The sequence below is a fragment of the Vibrio sp. JC009 genome (assembly GCF_029016485.1).
Classification (GTDB): Bacteria; Pseudomonadota; Gammaproteobacteria; order Enterobacterales; family Vibrionaceae; genus Vibrio.
On sequence record NZ_CP092106.1, the window covers coordinates 551330 to 573121 of the forward strand.

General features: G+C 48.2%; 14 protein-coding genes. 7 read left to right on the forward strand and 7 right to left on the reverse strand.

Annotation, left to right across the window (positions count from 1 at the left end; translation table 11 throughout):
* Positions 1–27: 27 nt before the first annotated feature.
* The 4 genes from L3Q72_RS02655 to phoU are packed head-to-tail and all read left to right on the forward strand — an operon-like array spanning position 28 to position 5485.
* On the forward strand, positions 28–2259 hold the full coding sequence (locus L3Q72_RS02655) for an ABC transporter permease subunit (protein ID WP_275131133.1): 2232 nt from the start codon (positions 28–30) through the stop codon (positions 2257–2259).
* Between the two features lie 20 nt (positions 2260–2279).
* A complete protein-coding gene (gene pstA / locus L3Q72_RS02660) occupies positions 2280–3926 on the forward strand; it encodes a phosphate ABC transporter permease PstA (protein WP_275131134.1) in 1647 nt (548 codons plus the stop codon).
* A 2-nt stretch (positions 3927–3928) separates the two neighbouring features.
* Positions 3929–4750 carry a phosphate ABC transporter ATP-binding protein PstB gene (gene pstB / locus L3Q72_RS02665; RefSeq protein ID WP_275131135.1) on the forward strand — a complete coding sequence of 274 codons (822 nt, stop codon included), beginning with the start codon at positions 3929–3931 and terminating at the stop codon, positions 4748–4750.
* 36 nt (positions 4751–4786) lie between these two features.
* Entirely contained in the window at positions 4787–5485 is a 699-nt protein-coding gene (gene phoU / locus L3Q72_RS02670; protein ID WP_275131136.1) for a phosphate signaling complex protein PhoU, read from the forward strand.
* Between the two features lie 46 nt (positions 5486–5531).
* Here the strand turns inward: phoU and L3Q72_RS02675 are convergent, their stop codons facing one another.
* The 6 genes from L3Q72_RS02675 to gltB all read right to left on the reverse strand — a co-directional run bounded on the left by L3Q72_RS02675 (position 5532) and on the right by gltB (position 14920).
* Positions 5532–6152, reverse strand: a complete 621-nt coding sequence (locus L3Q72_RS02675; protein WP_275131137.1) for a TRIC cation channel family protein — start codon at positions 6150–6152, stop codon at positions 5532–5534.
* Between the two features lie 62 nt (positions 6153–6214).
* Complete coding sequence (gene btuF / locus L3Q72_RS02680) at positions 6215–7027, reverse strand: vitamin B12 ABC transporter substrate-binding protein BtuF (RefSeq protein ID WP_275131138.1); 813 nt, start codon at positions 7025–7027, stop codon at positions 6215–6217.
* 7 nt (positions 7028–7034) lie between these two features.
* On the reverse strand, positions 7035–7988 hold the full coding sequence (locus L3Q72_RS02685; RefSeq protein ID WP_275131139.1) for a cobalamin biosynthesis family protein: 954 nt from the start codon (positions 7986–7988) through the stop codon (positions 7035–7037).
* An 8-nt stretch (positions 7989–7996) separates the two neighbouring features.
* Positions 7997–8692: a 5'-methylthioadenosine/S-adenosylhomocysteine nucleosidase gene (gene mtnN / locus L3Q72_RS02690; protein WP_275131140.1), complete on the reverse strand. Its 696-nt coding sequence runs from the start codon at positions 8690–8692 to the stop codon at positions 7997–7999.
* Positions 8693–8903: 211 nt separating this feature from the next.
* Positions 8904–10376 (reverse strand): glutamate synthase subunit beta, encoded by a 1473-nt coding sequence (locus L3Q72_RS02695; protein WP_275131141.1) that lies wholly within the window; start codon positions 10374–10376, stop codon positions 8904–8906.
* Positions 10376–14920 carry a glutamate synthase large subunit gene (gltB, locus tag L3Q72_RS02700; RefSeq protein ID WP_275131142.1) on the reverse strand — a complete coding sequence of 1515 codons (4545 nt, stop codon included), beginning with the start codon at positions 14918–14920 and terminating at the stop codon, positions 10376–10378. The genes L3Q72_RS02695 and gltB overlap by 1 nt, the downstream gene beginning before the upstream one ends.
* A 513-nt stretch (positions 14921–15433) precedes the next feature.
* Here gltB and L3Q72_RS02705 point away from each other — a divergent pair.
* The 3 genes from L3Q72_RS02705 (at position 15434) to arcB (ending at position 20624) form a co-directional block, all read left to right on the forward strand.
* Positions 15434–16372, forward strand: coding sequence for a TIGR01212 family radical SAM protein (locus L3Q72_RS02705; protein WP_275131143.1), 939 nt, complete (start codon positions 15434–15436; stop codon positions 16370–16372).
* Positions 16373–16440: 68 nt separating this feature from the next.
* Positions 16441–18207: a diguanylate cyclase gene (locus tag L3Q72_RS02710; RefSeq protein ID WP_275131144.1), complete on the forward strand. Its 1767-nt coding sequence runs from the start codon at positions 16441–16443 to the stop codon at positions 18205–18207.
* 71 nt (positions 18208–18278) lie between these two features.
* A complete protein-coding gene (arcB, locus tag L3Q72_RS02715) occupies positions 18279–20624 on the forward strand; it encodes an aerobic respiration two-component sensor histidine kinase ArcB (RefSeq protein ID WP_275131145.1) in 2346 nt (781 codons plus the stop codon).
* A gap of 164 nt (positions 20625–20788) precedes the next feature.
* Here arcB and arcA read toward each other — a convergent pair whose 3' ends face one another.
* The gene (gene arcA / locus L3Q72_RS02720; RefSeq protein ID WP_275131146.1) at positions 20789–21505 is read right to left on the reverse strand and encodes a two-component system response regulator ArcA; all 717 of its coding nucleotides are present in this window, start codon (positions 21503–21505) and stop codon (positions 20789–20791) included.
* Positions 21506–21792: the final 287 nt, after the last annotated feature.

Here is a 21792-nt window from a genome sequence, read left to right on the forward strand (position 1 = left end):
TTTAATGGTCGGGTAGACATAACCAGCATGCCACAGGCGGAATTTTCTTTAAAAGAACGGGACAGAACACGATATATCAAAGATCGCGTGGCTCGCACCTTGGTGACATCCGGGGGTGTGACGGTTCTGCTTGCGCTTGTACTTATCTTCTTCTATCTGATTTCTATTGTTCTTCCTGTTTTTTCAGGGGCTTCGCTGGAAAAAGTTGCTGATTACTCTTATCAGCAAGATTCCGGGATTGTTGCCATGGGAGTGGACAATTATGGTGAGAATCTATTTCTGTTCGATAACCTTGGCTCTCTTTCCTATATCAGCTTGGATGCAGACAAGGCAGATAAGCCAAAGAGACTCACTTCTCTTCTTTCATCTCAGGTGATAGACAGCCCCAGCGCATTCTCTCCTGCCAGCAGTGCAATGGGCTGGTATGGTTACGGCAGTTCGCAGGGGGCAGTGGTTGCTGTCCGGCCGAAGTTTAATGTCTCTTTTACCAACAGCGGAAAGGTGCTGACACCGGATCTGGAGTCGTTTCTGGATGGCAGAGAGATTGTGTTGGACCAGGGGCAACAGGCTCTGAAGCATCTGGCGCTGGCGGTAAATGATGAGCTGGGCATTTTTGCCGGCATAACAGAAAGCGGTGCAACCGTTGCAAAAGAGGTAAAGGCTCAGCTTGATAACAAAGAACAAGTCGTCAGCAGAGCCCTGATTGTTCCTCAGTTGCCACAGGCCGTAAGCAAAATTATTCTTTCTCCTGATGGTAAGCAGCTGTTCGCTTTGTCTGAGAATGAGCTTATTGTGGCGGTAAGAAAACGCCTGGGCTTTATGGTCAGAGATATCATTGATCTTTCTAAGGGAGAAGCAGAAAAGGCGGTTTTAAATATTAAGCTACTGGCCGGTGCCCAGTCTTTGCTGGTTTCGCACGCGGACAATACGGTGTCACAGTGGTTTGATGTGCTGAATGAGGGCCAGAGGTATCTGACTTTCATCAGAAGCCTGGATACGGATAAGCAACTGGCGAATCTGCTGCCTAACTCTCAGAAAAAAGGTTTCCTGAGTTTTCATCAGTCAGGCGTGATAGAAGGGCATTACACAACCAGTGAAAGCCGGGTGTTTTCCGATAAGTTACTGGATAAAACGCCTGATCTTGCCGCTTTATCGGTAAACGAAAAATTTCTGGCAACGCTGAGCGATAACAGAGTGACTCTGTTTTCTGTAGACAACCCGCATCCGGAGATCTCGTTCAAGTCATTATGGCGTAAAGTCTGGTATGAGAATTACCCTGAGCCGGAATATGTCTGGCAGTCTACGGCAGCCAGTGATGAGTATGAAGCTAAGTTCAGTTTTGTTCCTATCACCTTTGGTACTCTCAAAGCCGCTCTCTTCTGTATGCTGATCTCGACACCGATTGCTGTACTGGGCGCGATATATACTGCTTACTTTATGACACCAGCAATGCGCCGGGTAGTGAAGCCAAGTATCGAACTGATGGAAGCCCTGCCTACGGTTATTATCGGTTTTCTGGCGGGGATGTGGCTGGCTCCGATTGTGGAGAGGCACCTTCCGGCTGTGTTTATACTCTTTGTTATGCTGCCGCTTTTTATATTGCTGGTGGGGGCTCTGTGGACACTGATACCACGACATGTGATGGATAAGCTGCCAAATGGCTGGCATGCACTGATTCTGATCCCTGTGACCCTTATTGTTATCGTGACTGTATTAAACTTCAGTGATGATCTGGAAATGCTGTTATTTAGCGGCGATATCCGGGTTTATCTGGCTCAGTATGGTATTGATTTTGACCAGCGAAATGCTCTGGTTATCGGTATTGCCATGGGGTTTGCGGTGATTCCCAGCATATTTACCATAGCGGAAGATGCGGTATTTTCGGTTCCCAAGCATCTGTCTGACGGGTCTCTGGCGTTAGGGGCAACGCACTGGCAGACTCTGACCCGTGTGGTTCTGCTGACGGCGAGTCCGGGCATATTTTCAGCGGTTATGATTGGTTTAGGACGCGCAGTGGGTGAAACCATGATTGTTTTAATGGCCACAGGTAACACTCCGGTGCTTGACTGGAATGTTCTTGAAGGGATGCGCACACTGTCGGCAACCATCGCCGTGGAAATGCCGGAATCGGAAGTGGGCAGTACGCACTACCGCTTGCTGTTTCTGTCTGCTCTGATTCTGTTTGTGTTCACTTTTGCTGTTAACTCTCTGGCTGAGATGGTTCGTCACAGGCTGAGAGTGAAGTACAGCTCAATGTAATTGTAGGGTTTGAAATAGAAATGATTCAGTGGGTTAAATCAGGAAAACCATGGATATGGTTATCGGGAGGAGCAGTCAGCATTAGTCTGATCGCTGTTCTTGGCCTGCTATTGCTCATTGGATGGAAAGGGCTGACCTATTTCTGGCCTATGCCCGTATATCAGTGGGAAGATGCCAGCGGCAACAGGATTATTGGACAGGTATACCAGAAAGACTCGGTTCCCGTTGAGCATGTTATCCATGCTAAGCAGCGCCTTCCTGAGGAGGTTTACCAAAGTGGCAGCGTGGAAAGGCTGAATATCAAAGTGGCCAATCGAGAGCTCTATCCGCTTGATTTTATCTCTGTGCTTTCCAGTGACCTGAAGCTAACCGGAGCCCCTGAAAATATTGTGGTACTGGAAAGAGCCAGACACGGCAGTTTCTTTGGCACACCTGTGGCTTATATCGCTAAAAATATAACGCAGACTGAAGATGTAAAAGGACTTCTGGAAGAGGGAATAGAGTCTGCCGCCGCCTCCAGAGAAGAGATTGTGAGAATCTCTGAAAACGAGATAAAACCCGTTGGCTGGGAGCTGAGCCAGCTTAAGCTGGAGAGAAGAAAAGCTGAACTGAATAACAGCTTAACCGAGGCCTATTTAACCGATTATAACAAGAGAAAAAACGAGCTGAGTGCCCGGCTTTCTGAGGCTGAGCTGAAGCTGGTATTGCTTCAGAAGCGTCTCGACCAGGAAAAACTGGTGGTGCAGGACATGACAGGCGCTCAGACAGAGGTATCGCTGGGAAGTATACTCAATGCCTGGTATCCGAATAATATGAGTTACCTGGAAAAGGTGCAGCACTGGCTGATTCAGGTTAAGCAGTTTCTGCTTGAGCAGCCAAGGGAAGCCAACTCCGAAGGCGGGATCTTTCCTGCCATATTCGGTACCGTGTTTCTGGTGCTTCTGATGTCGGTAATTGTTATGCCGCTTGGGGTAATGGCTGCCATTTATCTTCATGAATACGCAAAGGAAGGCCCGCTGACCCGTCTGATTCGCATCGCTGTCATGAACCTGGCGGGTGTGCCTTCCATTGTCTATGGTGTCTTTGGCCTGGGATTCTTTGTTTATACTATCGGCGGCTCGCTTGATGATCTGCTTTATGCAGACAAGCTGCCTACGCCAACATTCGGAACTCCGGGCGTGCTCTGGTCAGCATTGACACTGGCCCTGCTGACTCTTCCGGTGGTAATCGTTGCCACGGAGGAGGGTTTGAGCCGGATACCGAATTCGGTAAGACACGGTTCACTGGCGCTCGGAGCAACCCAGTTTGAGACTATCTGGCGTATTGTTCTGCCTATGGCAAGTCCGGCTATTATTACCGGACTGATCCTGGCTGTAGCCCGTGCAGCAGGTGAGGTAGCGCCGCTGATGCTGGTGGGGGTGGTTAAACTGGCACCAACACTGCCGGTAGATACCACATTCCCCTATGTGCATCTGGAAAGAAAGTTTATGCACATGGGGTATCATATTTACGATTTAGGTTTTCAGTCACCGAATATTGAAGCAGCAAGACCTCTGGTGTACGCCACTTCATTTTTGCTGGTGACCGTTATTGTCGGGCTAAACTTAACGGCGATTAATATCAGAAATAACCTGCGGGAGAAATTCCGTACTCTGGGACAAGATTAAGCATGTTTTCTATAGATACAGCTCTGGGCTATACGCCCCCACTGGATGTAAATAATCTTTCTGATGAAGATACCGCTATCTCCATCGAAGGGCTGAACCTGTTCTATAAAAATGGCAGTCAGGCACTGAAAGACATTTCAATGCGCATTCCAAAGGGAAAAGTAACGGCGTTTATCGGCCCTTCAGGTTGTGGTAAATCAACGCTGCTACGCTGCATTAACCGGATGAATGATCTTATTGACGGGTGCCGGGTGGACGGCAAAGTCCACCTGCACGGGAAAAATGTCTATGATCCTCAGGTGGATGTGGCAACACTGCGCCGAAGAGTGGGAATGGTATTTCAGAGGCCGAATCCGTTCCCTAAATCCATCTATGAAAATGTGGTTTACGGCTTAAGGCTGCAGGGTGTTAAGAATGCCAGAACCCTGGATGATGCCGCTGAAAGATCCTTAAGAGCGGCCGCGCTCTGGGATGAGGTGAAAAACCGCCTGCATGAGAATGCCTTTGGGCTTTCCGGGGGTCAGCAGCAGCGCCTGGTTATTGCAAGAGCCATTGCCATTGAACCTGAGGTGCTGCTTCTGGATGAGCCAACATCGGCACTGGATCCGATATCGACACTGACCATTGAAGAGCTGGTGTACGACCTGAAAACCCAGTATACGGTGGTGATTGTCACTCACAACATGCAGCAGGCAGCAAGGGTTAGTGACCATACCGCCTTTATTCACCTTGGTGAACTGATTGAATATAGTGACACAGATTCAATTTTTACCTCGCCAAGAAAAAAACAGACTGAAGATTATATTACAGGCCGTTATGGTTAATAATCAGATTGTAAATAAATAACTTAAGGTATATCCATGCATTTTGGTCGCCACATATCCGGGCAGTTTAATGTTGAGCTGGAGTCCATCAGAACTCATGTATTAACCATGGGCGGTCTGGTTGAGCAGCAGCTCTCATTTGCCATGCAGGCTCTGAATAAAGACGATATTGAGCTGGCGAAAAAGGTAGTGCGTGATGACCATAAGGTCAATGCAATGGAAGTCTCTATCGATGAGGCCTGTACCCGGATCATCGCCAAAAGGCAGCCTACTGCGATAGATCTTCGTCTGATCATGGCGATTGTAAAAACCATCACAGACCTTGAACGTATCGGTGATGTTGCAATCCGGATTGCCCGTATTGCGATTAAGAAGCCATCCTCAAAAAATACCAAATTTCATGTCTCCCTTGAGCCACTATGCCGAAGTGCTATCGATATGCTGCATCAGGTTTTAGATGCCTTTGCCCGGATGGATCTGGATTCGGCTGCTGAGGTTTATAAGCTGGACAACAAGCTGGATGCGGAATACGAAGCCGTTACCCGTCAGTTGACCAAGCTGATGATGGAAAATCCGAAAGATATCCCGAATATTCTGCAGGTGATGTGGTCAGCACGTGATATTGAGCGGGTAGGGGATCGCTGTCAGAATATCTGCGAATACATTATTTACTTCGTCAAGGGGCGGGATATCCGTCATCTTGACGAAGATGATATAGATAAATACATCAAATAGCTTTTACGGCTACAGAACGGAAGAGTGTTCATTTTTCTGCCGCCTGTCACCTGTTTATCGCAAATGTAGGCAACGAAAGGTGCCATTTAATCGCCCCCAGGCGAATAATCAGGGTGGACACAGCTCCGGCTAAAAATGCCGTATTATTCTCACACCCCAGATGAAGCGCTGATACATGGAAAATACCCCCCATAATACAGGCGGTGGCATAGACTTCACTTCTTAGTACCATGGGAATTTCTCTGGCCAGAACGTCACGGATAATACCGCCGCCGCATCCGGTAATCACACCCATAATAACCGCTATCAGATAGGAGCCCTGATAGGAGAGTGCTTTTTCAACGCCTATGCCGACAAAGGCAGCCAGTCCGATGGCATCGCATACAGGTAAGACGTACCAGGGCAGGCGCTTTGGTCTGCGTACCAGCATCATAGTCAGCAGGCAGGTGATCAGAATAATCCAGATATAGGTGGAGTCTGTTATCCAGAATACCGGGGTTGCGCCCAGTGCCATATCGCGGATCGAGCCGCCACCAATGGCCGTTACACTGGCCAGAACCATCACACCAAAGGGATCCATCTTAAGGCGCCCGGCCAGAAGCACTCCGGATATTGCAAAGATCGCAGTGCCAAACATATCGATGAAATAGAGTAGTGATGAATCCATAGTTGTAACAGTCTGAGTTCAAAGAGGCTAAATTCTACGCCACTTTAGAAAAATGCAAAGTATTATTCTCTAGCACGATCAAGATAGTTGCAGACTTCCCGTACCGCGTTAAGCGAGCGGGGGGTTGGGCGGTTTATCCAGTCTGCGTTCAGTGACCAGATAGCTTGATTGGCTACAGCCGGTATCTGATCTTCCCATGCCATCCATTGCTCTGTGTTCTGGGTTGCGTGGGCGGAGGTGAATATCACTTCCGGAGCGCGTACAAGTACCTCTTCAAAGCTGACCTGCGGATAGGGGGCCGGAGTGTCTTTAAACACATTGACTCCGCCGCAAAGCTCAAATACCTCGCCAGGCCATGCTGACTGAGCCAGAGTATAGATTGGGCGTCCGCTTATCTGATAAAAGAAGGAGACTTTTTTACTTCCCTGATACTGCTTTCTTAGCTTGCCCAATTCGTCCCGGAACTGTTTCGCCCTGTTTTTTCCCTTTTCAGGTGCATCACTAAATTCACTCAGCTCTTCGATACGGGTTGCGATATCTGAAAGCGAGTCTGTATCGGTATAAAATATCTTATATCCCAGATCTTTTAGCTGACTCAGGGCGTTACCTGAGCCGCCGGACTTCCAGGCAACAATCAGATCCGGGTTCAGGGCGATAATGCGCTCTATATTGATGCTGCTGTATGCCGCCACATGTTCCAGCCGCTTTGCCTCTTCAGGGTAGTCACTGTGGACACTGGCTGCAATCATCTTACCGCCCAGGCCCGCAGCATAGGCGATTTCAGTGGAAGAGGGAGCCAGAGAAATAACACGCTCTATGGCAAGTGAGTAGTCACTTACCAGTAAAAGGCAGGCTGAGATCAAAAGTGGTTTCATTGCTTAATCAGACACCCTGATTAACGGCAAACATAACCATGCTCTGCAAAACCAGCCATACGCAGATCCGCCAGGCAAGCAGTCGCTGAACCTGAGAAAAGTGAATAGCAGCCGGAGCAATCCGGCCACCTATTTTAGGGCGGATGGTTTTCTTGCCAGAGTAGATTGCCGGACCACCCAACGAGAGCTCCAGTTTGCTGCCTACTGAGGCCAGTAGCCATGCGGGGCCAGGGGTAGGCCAGGTTTTACCCTGTTCAATCATTTGGCTGAATACGCGGGAAGCGCTCTTACCTGTTGCAATAAAAATACTGAACAGTCGTAGCGGGATAAAATCGAGCATTGCCAGCATCCGGATTGCGGGAATGCCAAATGGCAAAAACTCGTTCCGGCTCGGAGACCAGGCGCGAGCAAGCTCCTGGATCAGACGGTAAGTAAAGGCGCCGATTCCTCCGGTCAGTGCATACCAGAAAAGGACTGAGATAACGTTTCTGCCGTAACCAATAATGATGGTTTCAACACCGGCCTTGCCAAGTCCCAGAGGTGACAGGGTTGAGGTTTCTCGGTTAAGAAGCGGTTCAAGCAGGCTTCTGGCCAGCTTTTTATCTTCCTTTGCCAGAGCACCGGCCAGACCGTTTGCCAGCTTTTCATAGTTTCGCCAGTCCAGAGCCAGCAGAAGCAGAGCCAGTTCGTAAAACTGTGGCTGCCAGACCAGTGGCTTTAAGGCTAAAAGCACAGCAAGCGCAGGCAGGGTCATTAACAGCCAGGCAAGTGTTCCGGAGATAATGCTTTGGGAGTAACTCTGATTGGTGTTCACCTTCTCTGCAAGAATCCTTGCAAAGGCCCGCCACAGAGTGGCAGGGTGCCCCGATACAGGAATGGGCAGGATCAGGTGAAACAGTAGCGCGCCCCACAAGACCAGCAGGGCACCATTGCTGTATAACTGTTCGAACACTTGCTGCATTGTTACTCTTACTTCAGAAGGTCTACCATCTTGATAACCATTTCTGAAGAGCTCTTCGCTGCCAGCGGCAGGAACTCTTCAAAGCTCATTGGTGACTCTTTGTCTGCCACATCAGAGATTGCACGTACCACAACAAAAGGTACCTTAAACTGGTGACAGGTTTGTGCGATAGCAGATGCTTCCATCTCTACTGCAATAACCGACGGGAAGTTTTCACGGATAAATTTCTGTTTCTCTTCTGTGCAGACAAAGGTGTCGCCGGTACAAATCAGACCGCGAACCGCATGCTTGTCTTCCATCTGCTCCAGTGCTTTTTCCGCGATATCCATCAGCTTTTCATCCGCAAGAAACGCAGCCGGCTGGCTTGCCATCTGACCAATCTCGTAACCAAATGCAGTTACATCAGCGTCGTGATGGCGAACTTCAGTGGAAATAACCACATCACCAAGATTCAGAGAAGGGTCAAAACCACCTGCTGAGCCAGTGTTGATGATCACATCCGGTGCATACTGATCCAGAAGAATAGTCGTACCAACCGCCGCAGCTACTTTACCGATACCGGACTGAAGAAGCACGACGTCGACACCGTTAAGCTGGCCCTGATAAAAAGTGCAGCCGCCTTTAGTTAATTCTTCGCAGTCAGAGATAGCCGCTTTAAGGATAGCGACCTCTTGTTCCATTGCACCAATAATGCCGATTTTCATAGTGTTACTCTTCAGTTTTAGGTTGTAATCGGCAAATTGTAGCACAACGAAGTATGCAGGCTCACTAGTGAAATATGAAAATACATAGGAGCAGGCTTTTGGCGGCCAGCGGCCAGCTACCTGGCAGGGCACAAAAAAGGCCAGCCTCTGGGGGCTGGCCAAAAATAAAGTTTGGAAGGAAACTTTATTTGTCTCTGAAGCAAAGCATCAGTTATGAGTTTGATAACATTGCTGAATCTGCTTTTGCTTCCAGATTTGTGTTACCCATCAGGAACTCGTCCACTGCGCGGGCACATTCACGGCCTTCGTTGATACAGCGAACAACAAGAGACTGACCTGTGCGCATATCGCCTGCAGCGAAAACACCCTTCTGGTTTGTAGCAAAGCCTTCAGTTGCCACGTTACCGCGCTCATCCAGCTTGATATCAAGCTGAGCAAGAACGCCGGTTGGTTCCGGATGCAGGAAGCCCATTGCAAGGAACGCCATATCACAAGGGATAACACGCTCGCTGCCCTGAATTTCACAGAAGTTTGGACGAACACCAGGAGCGGCATCTTCCCACTCGATGTCTGCAACACGAACACCTGTCAGGTTGCCGTTTTCATCACCGACAAACTCTTTGGTCAGAATGTTCCAGTGACGCTCACAACCCTCTTCGTGAGAAGTGGAGGTGCGAAGAATCATTGGATACTCAGGCCATGGCATGTTTTCAGTACGCTTCTCTGGTGGCATCGGCATGATTTCCACCTGAGTGATGCTCTCAGCACCGTGACGGTTAGAAGTACCAACACAGTCAGAGCCTGTATCACCACCACCGATAACAACCACTTTCTTGCCCTTAGCGTGGATCTCTTCAGTTTTAAGGTCCATGTTGTTGGCACGGCGGTTGTTCTGAGCAAGGAATTCCATTGCGAAATGAACGCCCTTGAACTGACGGCCTTCTACAGGAAGATCGCGTGGCACGGTTGAACCACCAGTCAGAAGAACGGCATCGAACTCCTGACGCAGCTGTTGTGCATTGATATCAACACCGATATGAGCATTGGTTTCAAATACGATACCCGCTTCTTCCATAAGATTAACTTTACGGTCAATCACATCCATGCCCAGCTTAAAGTCAGGGATACCGAAACGCAGCAGACCACCAACCTTTTCATCACGCTCGTAAACAGTGACGCAGTGACCTGCGCTGTTTAGCTGCTCAGCAGCGGCCAGGCCAGCAGGGCCTGAGCCGATAATAGCGACAGTTTTACCTGTGCGGCTACGCGGTTTTTTAGGTTTAGCGTACCCTTCACGGTACGCTGTTTCCACGATAGTTTTTTCGATATTACAGATAGTGATTGGGTCCTGGTTAATGCCCAGGACACAAGCGCTCTCACATGGCGCCGGGCAGACACGACCGGTAAATTCCGGGAAGTTGTTTGTGCTGCTCAGGATATTCCATGCTTCTTCCCAGCTGTCACGATACACCGCATCGTTGAATTCAGGGATGATGTTACCGATTGGGCAGCCGTTATGACAGAACGGCACACCACAGTCCATACAGCGAGAAGCCTGAGTATTGATCTTTTCGCCAAACTCCTCGTTTAGTACGAACTCTTTGTTGTTTTGAATACGAACACTCGGGTCGATCTTCTTAGGCAGTTCACGACCGTGCTCCAAAAATCCAGTAGGCTTACCCATTATACTGTCTCCACTTCTTCCTTGTTCGCAGCTTCCGCTTTACGCTTCTGAAGAACCGCTTTGTAATCACGCGGCATTACCTTAACCATTTGAGCAAGGTTAGCTTCAAAGTCGTCCAGGAACGCTTTTGCAACTGTACTTCCGGTGAGTTCGACGTGCTTAGTCAGCATATCGCGTAGCAGATCTTGGTCTTCCTGCTCCAGTGGATCCAGGTCAACAAGTTCAGGGTTAAGCTTAGTGGCTTCGAAGTCACCCGCTTTATCCCAAACGTATGCCACACCACCACTCATACCTGCAGCGAAGTTACGGCCGGTTGAGCCAAGGATTACAGCTACACCACCAGTCATGTATTCACAACCGTGGTCACCCACACCTTCTACAACAACCTTCGCACCTGAGTTACGTACACAGAAACGCTCACCGGCAAGACCACGGATGTAGGACTCACCAGAGGTTGCACCGTAGAAACATACGTTACCAACAACGATGTTATCTTCCGGAACAATTGTTGATGAAGAGTCAGGGTAAAGTACAAGCGTACCGCCTGACAGGCCTTTACCCCAGTAGTCGTTCGCATTACCTTCAACTTCGAACTTCACGCCCTTAGCAAGGAAAGCACCGAATGACTGACCGGCAGAACCTGTGAACTTAACGTTCATTGGCTGAGGCAGACCTTTGTCTTTGTATACTTTCGAAATTTCATTCGACAGCATAGTACCTGTACTACGGTCGGTGTTGATGATTGGCAATTCACCGTTAACTTCTTCACCTTTCTCAAGAGCAGGCTGTGCCATCTTGATTAGCTTACGGTCCACAACTTCTTCAAGCATGTGGTTCTGCTGGATCTGCTGGTATTCGCCATCCGCTTCACGAGCTGGCTCGATAAACAGTACCGGAGACAGGTCAAGGTTTGTGTATTTCCAGTGTTTCACATCTTCACGAACTTTCAGTTTGTGAGACTGACCCACCATTTCATCGATAGTACGGAAACCAAGTTCAGCCATGATTTCACGCAGACCTTCAGTCATGTAGTTGAAGAAGGTGATGATGTCTTCTACGCGGCCGTCGAAACGCTCACGCAGAGTCTTGTTCTGTGTTGCGATACCAACAGGACAGGTGTTGTTGTGACACTTACGCATCATGATACAACCTTCAACAACCAGTGCCGCTGTTGCAATACCCCACTCTTCAGCACCAAGCAGTGTTGCAACTGCAAGGTCGCGAGGTGTCTTCATCTGACCGTCAGTCTGAACTACGATACGGTTACGCAGACCGTTTTTCAGAAGTGTCTGGTGAGTTTCAGCCAGACCCAGTTCCCAAGGAAGACCGGTGTGGCGGATAGATGAAATTGGTGATGCGCCTGTACCGCCGTCGAAACCTGCGATAAGTACAACGTCAGCTTTTGCTTTAGCAACACCTGATGCGATAGTACCAACACCCGCTTCTGATACCAGCTTAACGTTTACACGGCCTGCGCGGTTTGCGTTCTTCAGGTCGTAGATTAGCTGAGCCAGATCCTCGATAGAGTAGATATCGTGGTGTGGCGGTGGAGAAATCAGACCTACGCCAGGAGTCGAGTGACGAGTCGCACCTACGATTTCGTCTACCTTGTGTCCCGGTAGCTGACCACCTTCACCAGGCTTCGCGCCCTGTGCCATCTTGATCTGAACTTCATCAGAGTTGGTCAGGTAATAAGAGGTTACACCGAAACGGCCCGATGCTACCTGCTTGATAGCAGAGCGTTCCCAGTCACCGTTCTCTTTCTTCTCGAAGCGAGCCGGGTTTTCACCACCTTCACCTGAGTTAGATTTCGCGCCGATGCGGTTCATCGCGATAGCAAGCGTTGTGTGTGCCTCGTGAGAGATTGAGCCGTAACTCATAGCACCCGTTGCAAAACGCTTCAGGATGTTTTCAGCCGGTTCAACTTCTTCCAGAGGGATTGAGCCTGACGGATTCTTAATAAAGTCAAGCTGGCTACGCAGTGTTGCTGCATCATCGCCCTGACTGTCAACAGTAGCAGCATATTTCTTGAACTGCTCATAGTCTTTGTTACGGGTAGACTTCTGTAGCAGAGAAATCGTTTCAGGGTTAAACAGGTGTTTTTCACCACGCTGTTTCCACTGATAGATACCGCCCACATCCAGCATCTGAACCGGGATCTCGCGAGACGGGAAGCCGATACGGTGACGGATAAGCACTTCTTTTGCGATATCGTCGATAGTCATACCCTGGATACGGGAAACCGTACCAGTGAAGTATTTGTCCACAACAGACTTGCTGATACCCAGAGCTTCAAAGATCTGAGCGCCGTGGTAAGACTGAAGTGTAGAGATACCCATCTTAGAGAAGATCTTAAGCAGGCCGGCGTTGATACCTTTACGGTAGTTGTCGAACAACTCGCTTGGCGTTGCTTCAGGATCCAGTTTCTTCTTGTTCTGAAGATCAACAATGGTCTCTTTGATCAGGTATGGGTTAACTGCGTTTGCACCGTAACCAACCAGAGTGGCAAAGTGGTGCGTTTCACGTGCGTCACCGGTTTCAATGACGATGTCACACTTAGCACGCAGACCTTTACGGATCAGGTGGTGATGTACCGCACCAACCGCCAGCATTGCCGGAATGGCAGCGTGGTTTGAGTTGATGTTACGGTCAGTCAGAAGAATGATTGAGTAGCCATCGACTACGGCATCTTCAGCGTACTGGCAAACACGCTTAAGTGCGCGTTGCAGCTTGCCTTCGTCATCACTTGCGCGGAAGGTGATATCCAGAGATTTCGCCTGCAGGTGCTCGTTATCGATAGCACGCAGTTTTTCAAGCTCTGAGTTAGACAGCACAGGAGAAGAAAGCTCAACTTTCTGACAGTGTTCCGGAGACTCAGCAAGAAGGTTCTGATCCTTACCAAGGTAAGTGTTCAGAGACATAACCATACGCTCACGAATCGGGTCGATAGGCGGGTTGGTTACCTGAGCAAACAGCTGCTTAAAGTAGTTAGAAAGATGCTGAGACTGGTGAGAAAGAACCGCAAGCGGCCAGTCAGCACCCATAGCACCCAGAGGTTCTTTACCGTCACGAGCCATAGGAACGATGATCTCGTTCACTTCTTCTGAAGTAATACCGAATGCCTGCTGTGTATGTAGCAGACGCTCAGCAGAAGGCTGATGGTGCATGTTGTCCGCTTCAGGAAGCTGCTTCAGGCATAGCAGGTTATCTTTAACCCACTGCTGGTATGGCTGAGCTGATGCGATACCGTCTTTTACTTCTTCATCAGAAATAATGCGGCCCTGCTCAAGGTCAGCAACAAAGATACGGCCTGGCTGCAGACGACCATGGAAGTCTACATTTTCAGGTTCGATTTCAACAACACCGGTTTCAGATGCCATAACAAGGAAGTCGTCTTTAGTCACTGTGTAACGTGAAGGACGAAGACCGTTACGGTCAAGTGTTGCACCTACCTGAACACCGTCGGTGAAACAAACTGATGCAGGGCCATCCCATGGTTCCATTACGTTCGCGTGGTACTGGTAGAACGCACGACGGGTTGGATCCATGTTTTTGTTTTCCTGCCATGCTTCAGGAATCATCATCATCAGCGCGTGTGGCAGGCTGCGACCGGAAAGAACCAGGAGCTCAAGTGCCATATCGAAGTTAGATGAATCCGAGCTGCCTTCCTGACAGATAGGCAGAAGCATGTCGATTTCAGTCTGAGTAAATAGCTCTGACTCAAGAATCGCTTCACGTGCCTTCATCCAGTTCAGGTTACCGCGAACTGTGTTGATTTCACCGTTGTGCGCGATGTAACGGAAAGGCTGTGCCAGACGCCACTTAGGGAATGTATTGGTTGAGAAGCGAGAGTGTACCAGAGCAAGTGCAGTTACCATTGTCGGGTTCTGCAGATCCAGGAAGTACTGTGGTACCTGTTCTGTGGTTAGCTGACCTTTATATACGATAGTCTTGTAAGACATAGAGTTGATATAGAAGTCATCACCGATGTTGGAAACACTTTCCAGACAAACGCGAACCGTGTAGTTACGCAGAACGTAAAGTTTGCGCTCAAGCTCTTCCGGCGTTGTGCCCGGACCACCGGAAACAAATACGTGCTCAAACTGAGGCTCAGTGCTTAGCGGGTCAGCGCCAATCATTGAGTTGTCAGTTGGCAGTACGCGGTAGCCAAGGATTTCAAGATCCAGACGGCGAGCGTTACGTTCTAAAATGTCACGACACTGCTGTCGTTTGTGTTCGTCTTTAGGGAAAAGTACAACACCAACGCCATACTTTTCAAAAGAAGGTAGCTTAATACCAAGCTTTACCGTCTCTTCTAACAGAAACTCATGAGGTTTTTGTAAAAGGATACCTGCACCATCACCGCTGCTAGGGTCACAACCCTGACCGCCACGGTGTTCCATACGTGCAAGCATATCCAGTGCTTGTGTTACGACTTCATGAGATTTACGGTTTTTTAAGTGAGCAACAAAACCGATACCACAAGCGTCGTGCTCCAGTTCCGGAGTATACAGACCTTGTGCTTTCTGCTCTCTATCTACCATAGATACATCCTTCCAGTTAAATTTAAGGCGCAATCTGCCGAAGGCAACTCCGCCTTGTCCTTATATTTGTTAGAACTAGCCTGCCTGTAGTCTAGCGCAAGCCCGAATCCGTTCCGTCCTTCACAGGAAGTAGTTTGTGAAGAAAACATTTCCTTAGTGATATCCTTTGTTATTTATCCACTATCCAGTGGTTTATACAGGTGGGTGAGGATATTCACAGTTATTCCGCCAATAAAATCCTGCAGGTTACAACCAGAGGCTTTTCGCGAACGTTCTGGTATCCTACATTTTTGCGTAGCTTAATTCCAATAAAAGTTGACATTGTGCAAATTTTTTTTAATAAGCTGATGAATAACAAATAGATATATTAGCCTAAACACAGCTTAATCTTTCAGATTTAGTGCATTTTTATTATTTATTTATATAAAAGTTACTTAAGGCCTTATAATAGACGGCCGATTTGACTGACACACTTGTCAGCAGAGTTACTATCTTCTCAGGTACCACGAAAGCATGCAGTTACACGAACTAGTTAATACATTAGGACAGGATTTACAAAGACGCTATGGTGAGAAAGTCCATAAGCTGACACTACACGGAGGTTTCAGCTGTCCTAACCGGGACGGAACTCTGGGTAGAGGCGGATGTACTTTCTGTAATGTCGCTTCTTTTTCTGATGAGCAGTCACAAATCAAAAGCATCCGTGAGCAGCTAACTGACCGTGCCGGAGAAGTGAACCGGGCGAAAAAGTACCTGGCCTATTTTCAGGCTTATACCAGCACCTATGCAGAAGTTCAGACGCTGAAGTCCATGTACGAGCAGGCACTGGAAAGTGCCGATATTGTCGGCCTGTGTGTGGGCACGCGTCCGGACTGTGTGCCGGATGCGGTTTATGATTTGCTGTCAGGCTATGTTCAGCAGGGATATGAAATCTGGCTTGAGCTTGGTCTGCAGACGGCAAACAACGAAACTCTGAAGCGGATTAACCGTGGTCATGACTTTGAGTGCTATGCCGAGGCAACAAAAAAAGCCAGGGCTTTGGGCATTAAAGTCTGCACTCACCTTATTGTGGGTCTGCCGAAAGAGACCCGCGAAGACTATTTGGAAACCATGAGAAAGGTAATAGAAGTAGGGACCGACGGTATCAAGCTTCATCCTTTGCATATCGTTGAGGGCAGTACCATGGCAAAAGCCTGGAAAGCGGGCCGTCAGACGGCCTCTGAACTGGATGAATATGTCAGCGTTGCCACTGAGATGATTCGTATGACGCCGCCGGAAGTGGTCTTCCACCGGGTAACCGCATCAGCAAGAAAGCCGACTCTTCTGGCTCCTGAGTGGTGTGAGAATCGCTGGCTTGCTATGACGGATATTGGTAAGGCACTGGATAACTCGGGTCCGCAGGGCTCTTTAACAGGGCGGCCTTTCACATATACCAAACCAAAAGTTGACTAAAAAGAAAAAGAGCATAGATTGTACGCCTTAGTTATATTTAGCGCAGTTAAATAATGAGTTAAGCCGATATGGAACAGTTGTACTATCAGTTATCAGAATGGTTTTACCTGGCAGGTTATGATGTCCTGCTGGTCGCTTTCTGTATTGGTATCATCATTTTTATCCGCTCCCGCAAGCAGAATGAGCTGTCTCAGCTTATTCAGGATTCTCCGCTCGCTATGCTGGTTGTGAGTGAGCAGACGGGTCAGCTCCTGGCCTCGAACCGCGCTGCTATGCAGTTGCTGGGTATCCGGGTTGTGGGGAAGCGCTTTGTTTACCCAAGTACCGTACCTTCTGATTCAATTTTTGCACTTGTCAGCCAGTTTGGCGGTTCCAGCTTTAATAAACATCAGTTTAGCTGGACGGTATCCGACCTGCATGCCATTGATATTAATCTGTCTGGCCGCAAGGGAAACTTTAAAGGCCAGCGCGCCTGGACGCTTTATGCGGTTCCCTATGAAAAAACCGTGGAAGAGACGGTGAAAGAGCAGGCCTCTCTGAAGATGGCGAAAATGGCGATGGACTCTCTGTCTGAGCTTATCTTTATCAAAGATAACGACGATCTGCTTATCGGCACCAACAAAGCCTTTGATAACTTCTGGAAAGAGAGAAGAGAAGAGGGCAACCTCAGTATTAAGGGCCGGATGCAGGGCCGGAGCAACCAGAGGCGCTGGACCACGGATCCGGAAGGGAGAAGCTGCCTGCTTGAAACCTCACAAACTATGCTTTTGTCTGAAAGTGGCGAGATAATGGGAACGTTGGGCATCAGTCATGATGTAACTGACTGGTACAAGATGCAGCAGGATCTTCGCAACGAAATGGATAAGCGTAAGGGCACCGAAGCGGCACTTGCTCAAAGGGATATTATCCTTCAGTCTTTGCTGGACTCATCTCCGGATGCCGTTGGTATTTTTGATGAGAACAAGGTTTATCAGGCCTGTAACCAGGCTTTTGCTACAGCGCTGGGAATTGATGATTATCACGAGCTGATCGGACACAGGGTAGAAGAGCTTCTGCCGGCTGAGGTTCATGAGCGCTTTTCCCGATCCGATGATCTGGTAATAAATGAAGGCAAAACACTGCGCTATGTTGACCACATGTTTGATGACACGGGTGAAACCTGGCTGGATGTCGTGAAGTCACCTTACAGAGACACGGCATCCGAAACCAGCGGTGTTCTTGTGATGGCCAGAGATGTTACGGAAAGATATCTGGCGGAGCGGAAACTTGAAGATATGAATGAGGAGCTGGAAAAACTCAGCTTCCTTGATAGCCTGACAACCATAGCCAACCGACGTCAGTTTGATGAAAAACTGATGACTTTCTGGAACCTGCATATCAGGCAGAAAGCCGCCATGACAGTGCTTCTGGTGGATATCGACTTCTTTAAACACTACAACGATAACTACGGCCATCAGCAGGGTGACCAGGCGTTAGTTGAAGTGGCAAAGACTTTCACCAAGGTGCTAACCCGCTCTACAGACTGCGTTGCCAGGTATGGTGGTGAAGAGTTTGCCTTTATTCTTCCTGAAACGGATGAGAACGGGGCTGCGGTGATTGCTGAGTCTATCCATGAGGCGATAGCTGAGCTGGATATTCATCATGAGTTTTCCGTTATCAGTTCAAGCCTGACTCTGAGTATCGGGGTGGCAACCCATACACCTCAGTTCGGAGAAACGCCGAACTCGATAGTTAGCTGGGCCGATGAAGCTCTTTATGAGGCGAAAAAACAGGGCCGGAACCGTACCTGTTTTTATGCTCCGGAAGACGTTTCTCATCAGGTAAATACCCTCTAGTGTGAGTTTTACACTTACAATCTCCGCCGCAGAAGCTAGAATGTACCTCTGACTTGTGCATGGAGCATAAAATGAAACCCATCAAAAACTTAGCTCAATACTATGTAGATTTACTGGTTAAGCTAGGTATCCTGAGATTTTCAATCCTGCTGGCGCTGGCTATTGTTGCGTTGGCTGTTTTTGTTCAGGTTGGTATTACACTGGGACTTAGCGGAACTGTGGATAATATTGATATTATCCGCTCGGTTTTCTTTGGCCTGATTATTACTCCATGGGCGGTTTATTTCCTTTCTGTTGTTGTGGATCAGTTGGAAGAGTCAAGACAACGTCTGGCTAAGCTGGTATCCAAATTAAAAGACATGCGCTCGCGCGACCAGGAGCTGAACAACCAGCTTCAGCTAAACATCATTAAACTGAATCAGGAAATAGAAGAACGCCGCAAAGCAGAGAAAGCACGCGAAATGGCCATGAAGGACCTGGAGAACGAGGTCTATCAGCGTGAGATGACTCAGGTTGAACTGGCAGAAAGAACGGCTTTGCTGCGTTCATTTATCGATGCTTCACCCGATCTGATTTATTACCGGAATGAGCAGGGCGCTTTTTCCGGTTGTAACAGGGCAGTAGAAGAACTTACCGGGAAGAAAGAAAAAGAGCTGATTGGTTTAACCCCCTGGGATGTGTATGGAAAAGAAGTTGCCCGTGAGGTGGTAGAGACCGATCAGCGGGTGTTTAAAAATAAAGAGCCGGTTACCTACGAACAGTGGATGGAGTATCCGGACGGTAAAAAGGTCTATTTTGAGCTGAGGAAAGTGCCGTTTTACAGCCAGGAAGGCAGACACCTTGGTCTGGTCGGTTTTGGCCGTGATATTACCGAGCGGAAGAAATACCAGGATGCACTGGAAAAAGCCAGTCAGGACAAGACGACCTTTATCTCAACGGTCAGTCATGAGCTTCGTACCCCGCTTAATGGCATTGTTGGCCTCAGCCGCATGTTGCTTGATACCAGTCTGGATAGTGAGCAGCGCCATCATATGCAGACCATCAATATCAGTGCCATTACATTAGGTAATATCTTTAACGATATTATTGATATGGATAAGTTTGACCGCCGTAAGCTGGAGCTGCTGCCAAAGGCCATCGATTTTGGTGATTTTGTTTCAGAGATGGAAAGCATTTCTGCACTGATGGCTGACCAGAAAGGGCTGAGGTTCGACTTAGAAAGACTGTCCGATTTACCTTCAATGATAGAGGTTGATGCTACCCGCCTGCGGCAGGTGCTGTGGAATATCATTGGTAACGCAGTGAAGTTTACCCGTGAGGGCGGGGTGGTGATGAGCGTCAGTGCTGACTGCGATGAGAAGGTGGCAGAAATTACCATTGAGATTGAAGATTCAGGTATCGGTATTCCGCAATCTGAGTTGGACAGCATTTTTGCCATGTACTATCAGGTAAAATCCGGAAAAGATAACCTGCACGCAGTGGGTACAGGTATTGGACTGGCAGTATCCAAGCAGCTAATCAATATGATGGATGGTGATATTACCGTATCCAGTGAAGAGGGTTTCGGCAGTGTGTTTACTGTGAACTTCCGGGTTCCGCTTGCAGAAGTTACACAGGAAGAGCCGGAGAAAACCTACTCTTCTGCTCCTTTGAATATCTTTATGGTGGAAGATATCCCTCTGAACGTCACAGTGGCTAAATCCCTGCTGGAAAGTCTGGGACACAGCGTAACTGTTGCCATGGACGGAGAGGAGGCTTTGGATAAGTTTGAGCCTTCTGCCTATGATTTAGTACTGCTGGATATCCAGCTTCCTGATATGACAGGATTTGATATAGCAATGTACCTGAGAAGCAACTACGAGGTTCTGCCTCCGATTGTTGCTCTGACGGCAAACGTAATAAAAGATAAAAAGGACTATCTCGATAAGGGCATGGATGATGCTCTGAGCAAGCCTTTGTCTGTGAAAGCGATTAAGAGAGTAATAGAAAGGTATACTATGAAAGATTCTGAGATTAAACAGAGCGCTCCGCAAGAAGTTGAGACAGGCAAGTCCAGCCAGGATCTGGTAGCAACCCTGCTGGATATAGAAATGCTGGAGTCTTACATTGAAATAGTGGGCACAAAACCGGTATTCGACAGTATCGACGTCTTCGAGGCCATGATGCCGGAATATATTGAAATCCTGGACTCAAACATGACTGCTAAGGATCAGGACGGCATCACATCTGAAGCTCATAAAATTAAAGGTGCAGCCGGTTCAATCGGTCTGAAGCATATTCAGAGCGTCGCACAAAAGGCACAGTCTCCGCAACTAACCGCCTGGTGGGAAAACATCGACGACTGGGTTGAGGAGATTAAGAATGAGTATCAGCATGATATTGGGGTGTTGAGGGAGTGGTTGAATAATAGGGCTTAGGTTTTTAGGGGCCCTGGGTTTTTAGGCCCTGGGCCCTGGGACTTTGTTAGCTTTTAGTTCAGCGAACATCCAACAAAAAACGCGAGTGCTCAACACTCGCGTTTTTTGTACTAACTTTAAAATGGTTACTTTCCCAGGGCCCAGGGCCCAATAACCCAGGGCCTTTACTCTTCCAGGTCCCCACAAAAACGATACCCTTCCCCGTGAATCGTAGCGATAATCTCAGGCGTATCACCCACAGATTCAAAGTGCTTACGGATACGGCGGATGGTTACGTCTACTGTACGGTCATGTGGCTTAAGCTCGCGGCCTGTCATCTTCTTCAGAAGGTCTGCACGAGTCTGGATTTTGCCCGGGTTTTCACAGAAGTGAAGCAGAGCACGGAACTCTGAACGAGGCAGCTTGTAGCTGTCTCCAAGAGGGCTAACCAGAGAGCGGCTGTTGATGTCCAGAACCCAGCCGTTGAACTCGTACTTGTCTACGGTACGCTTCTCTTCAGTTACTGCGCTGCTGCTCATAGAGCGGCTTAGCAGGTTGCGGGCACGGATAGTCAGCTCACGTGGGTTGAATGGTTTAGTGATGTAGTCGTCTGCGCCAATTTCAAGGCCCAGAATCTTATCAACTTCGTTATCTCTGCCTGTCAGGAACATTAGTGCAACGCTTGCCTGCTCACGTAGTTCGCGCGCAAGTAGCAGGCCATTTTTACCCGGCAGATTAATATCCATGATAACCAGGTTGATAGAATTATCAGACAGTACGTCATGCATCTCTTCGCCATCGCTGGCTTCAAATACTGCGTATCCCTCTGCTTCAAAAATGCTTTTAAGAGTGTTGCGTGTTACTTGCTCATCTTCAACGATAAGAATCTGCGGGGTTTGCATCATCGGTACCTAAGTTGTAAATATTTTGTTTAAATTTAAATGAATTCTAGGCAAAAAATAACATATGACCATTATGTTTGCGATATTGCGCAACAAAAAATATGGATAATTCTCAATTAAGGTGAGATCCGAGTCCTTTTACATCTCTGTTTTCATGAGCTTATCAGTTGTTGAGATGATACCGAAATCCTTTGCATCTCTTTGTAGTTCTGCCGTGTAACAGTCGATTCTAGAGGTTTAACCTGTTGGCAACAATAAAGATATGTTAATTTTTTTCACTTTTTTGA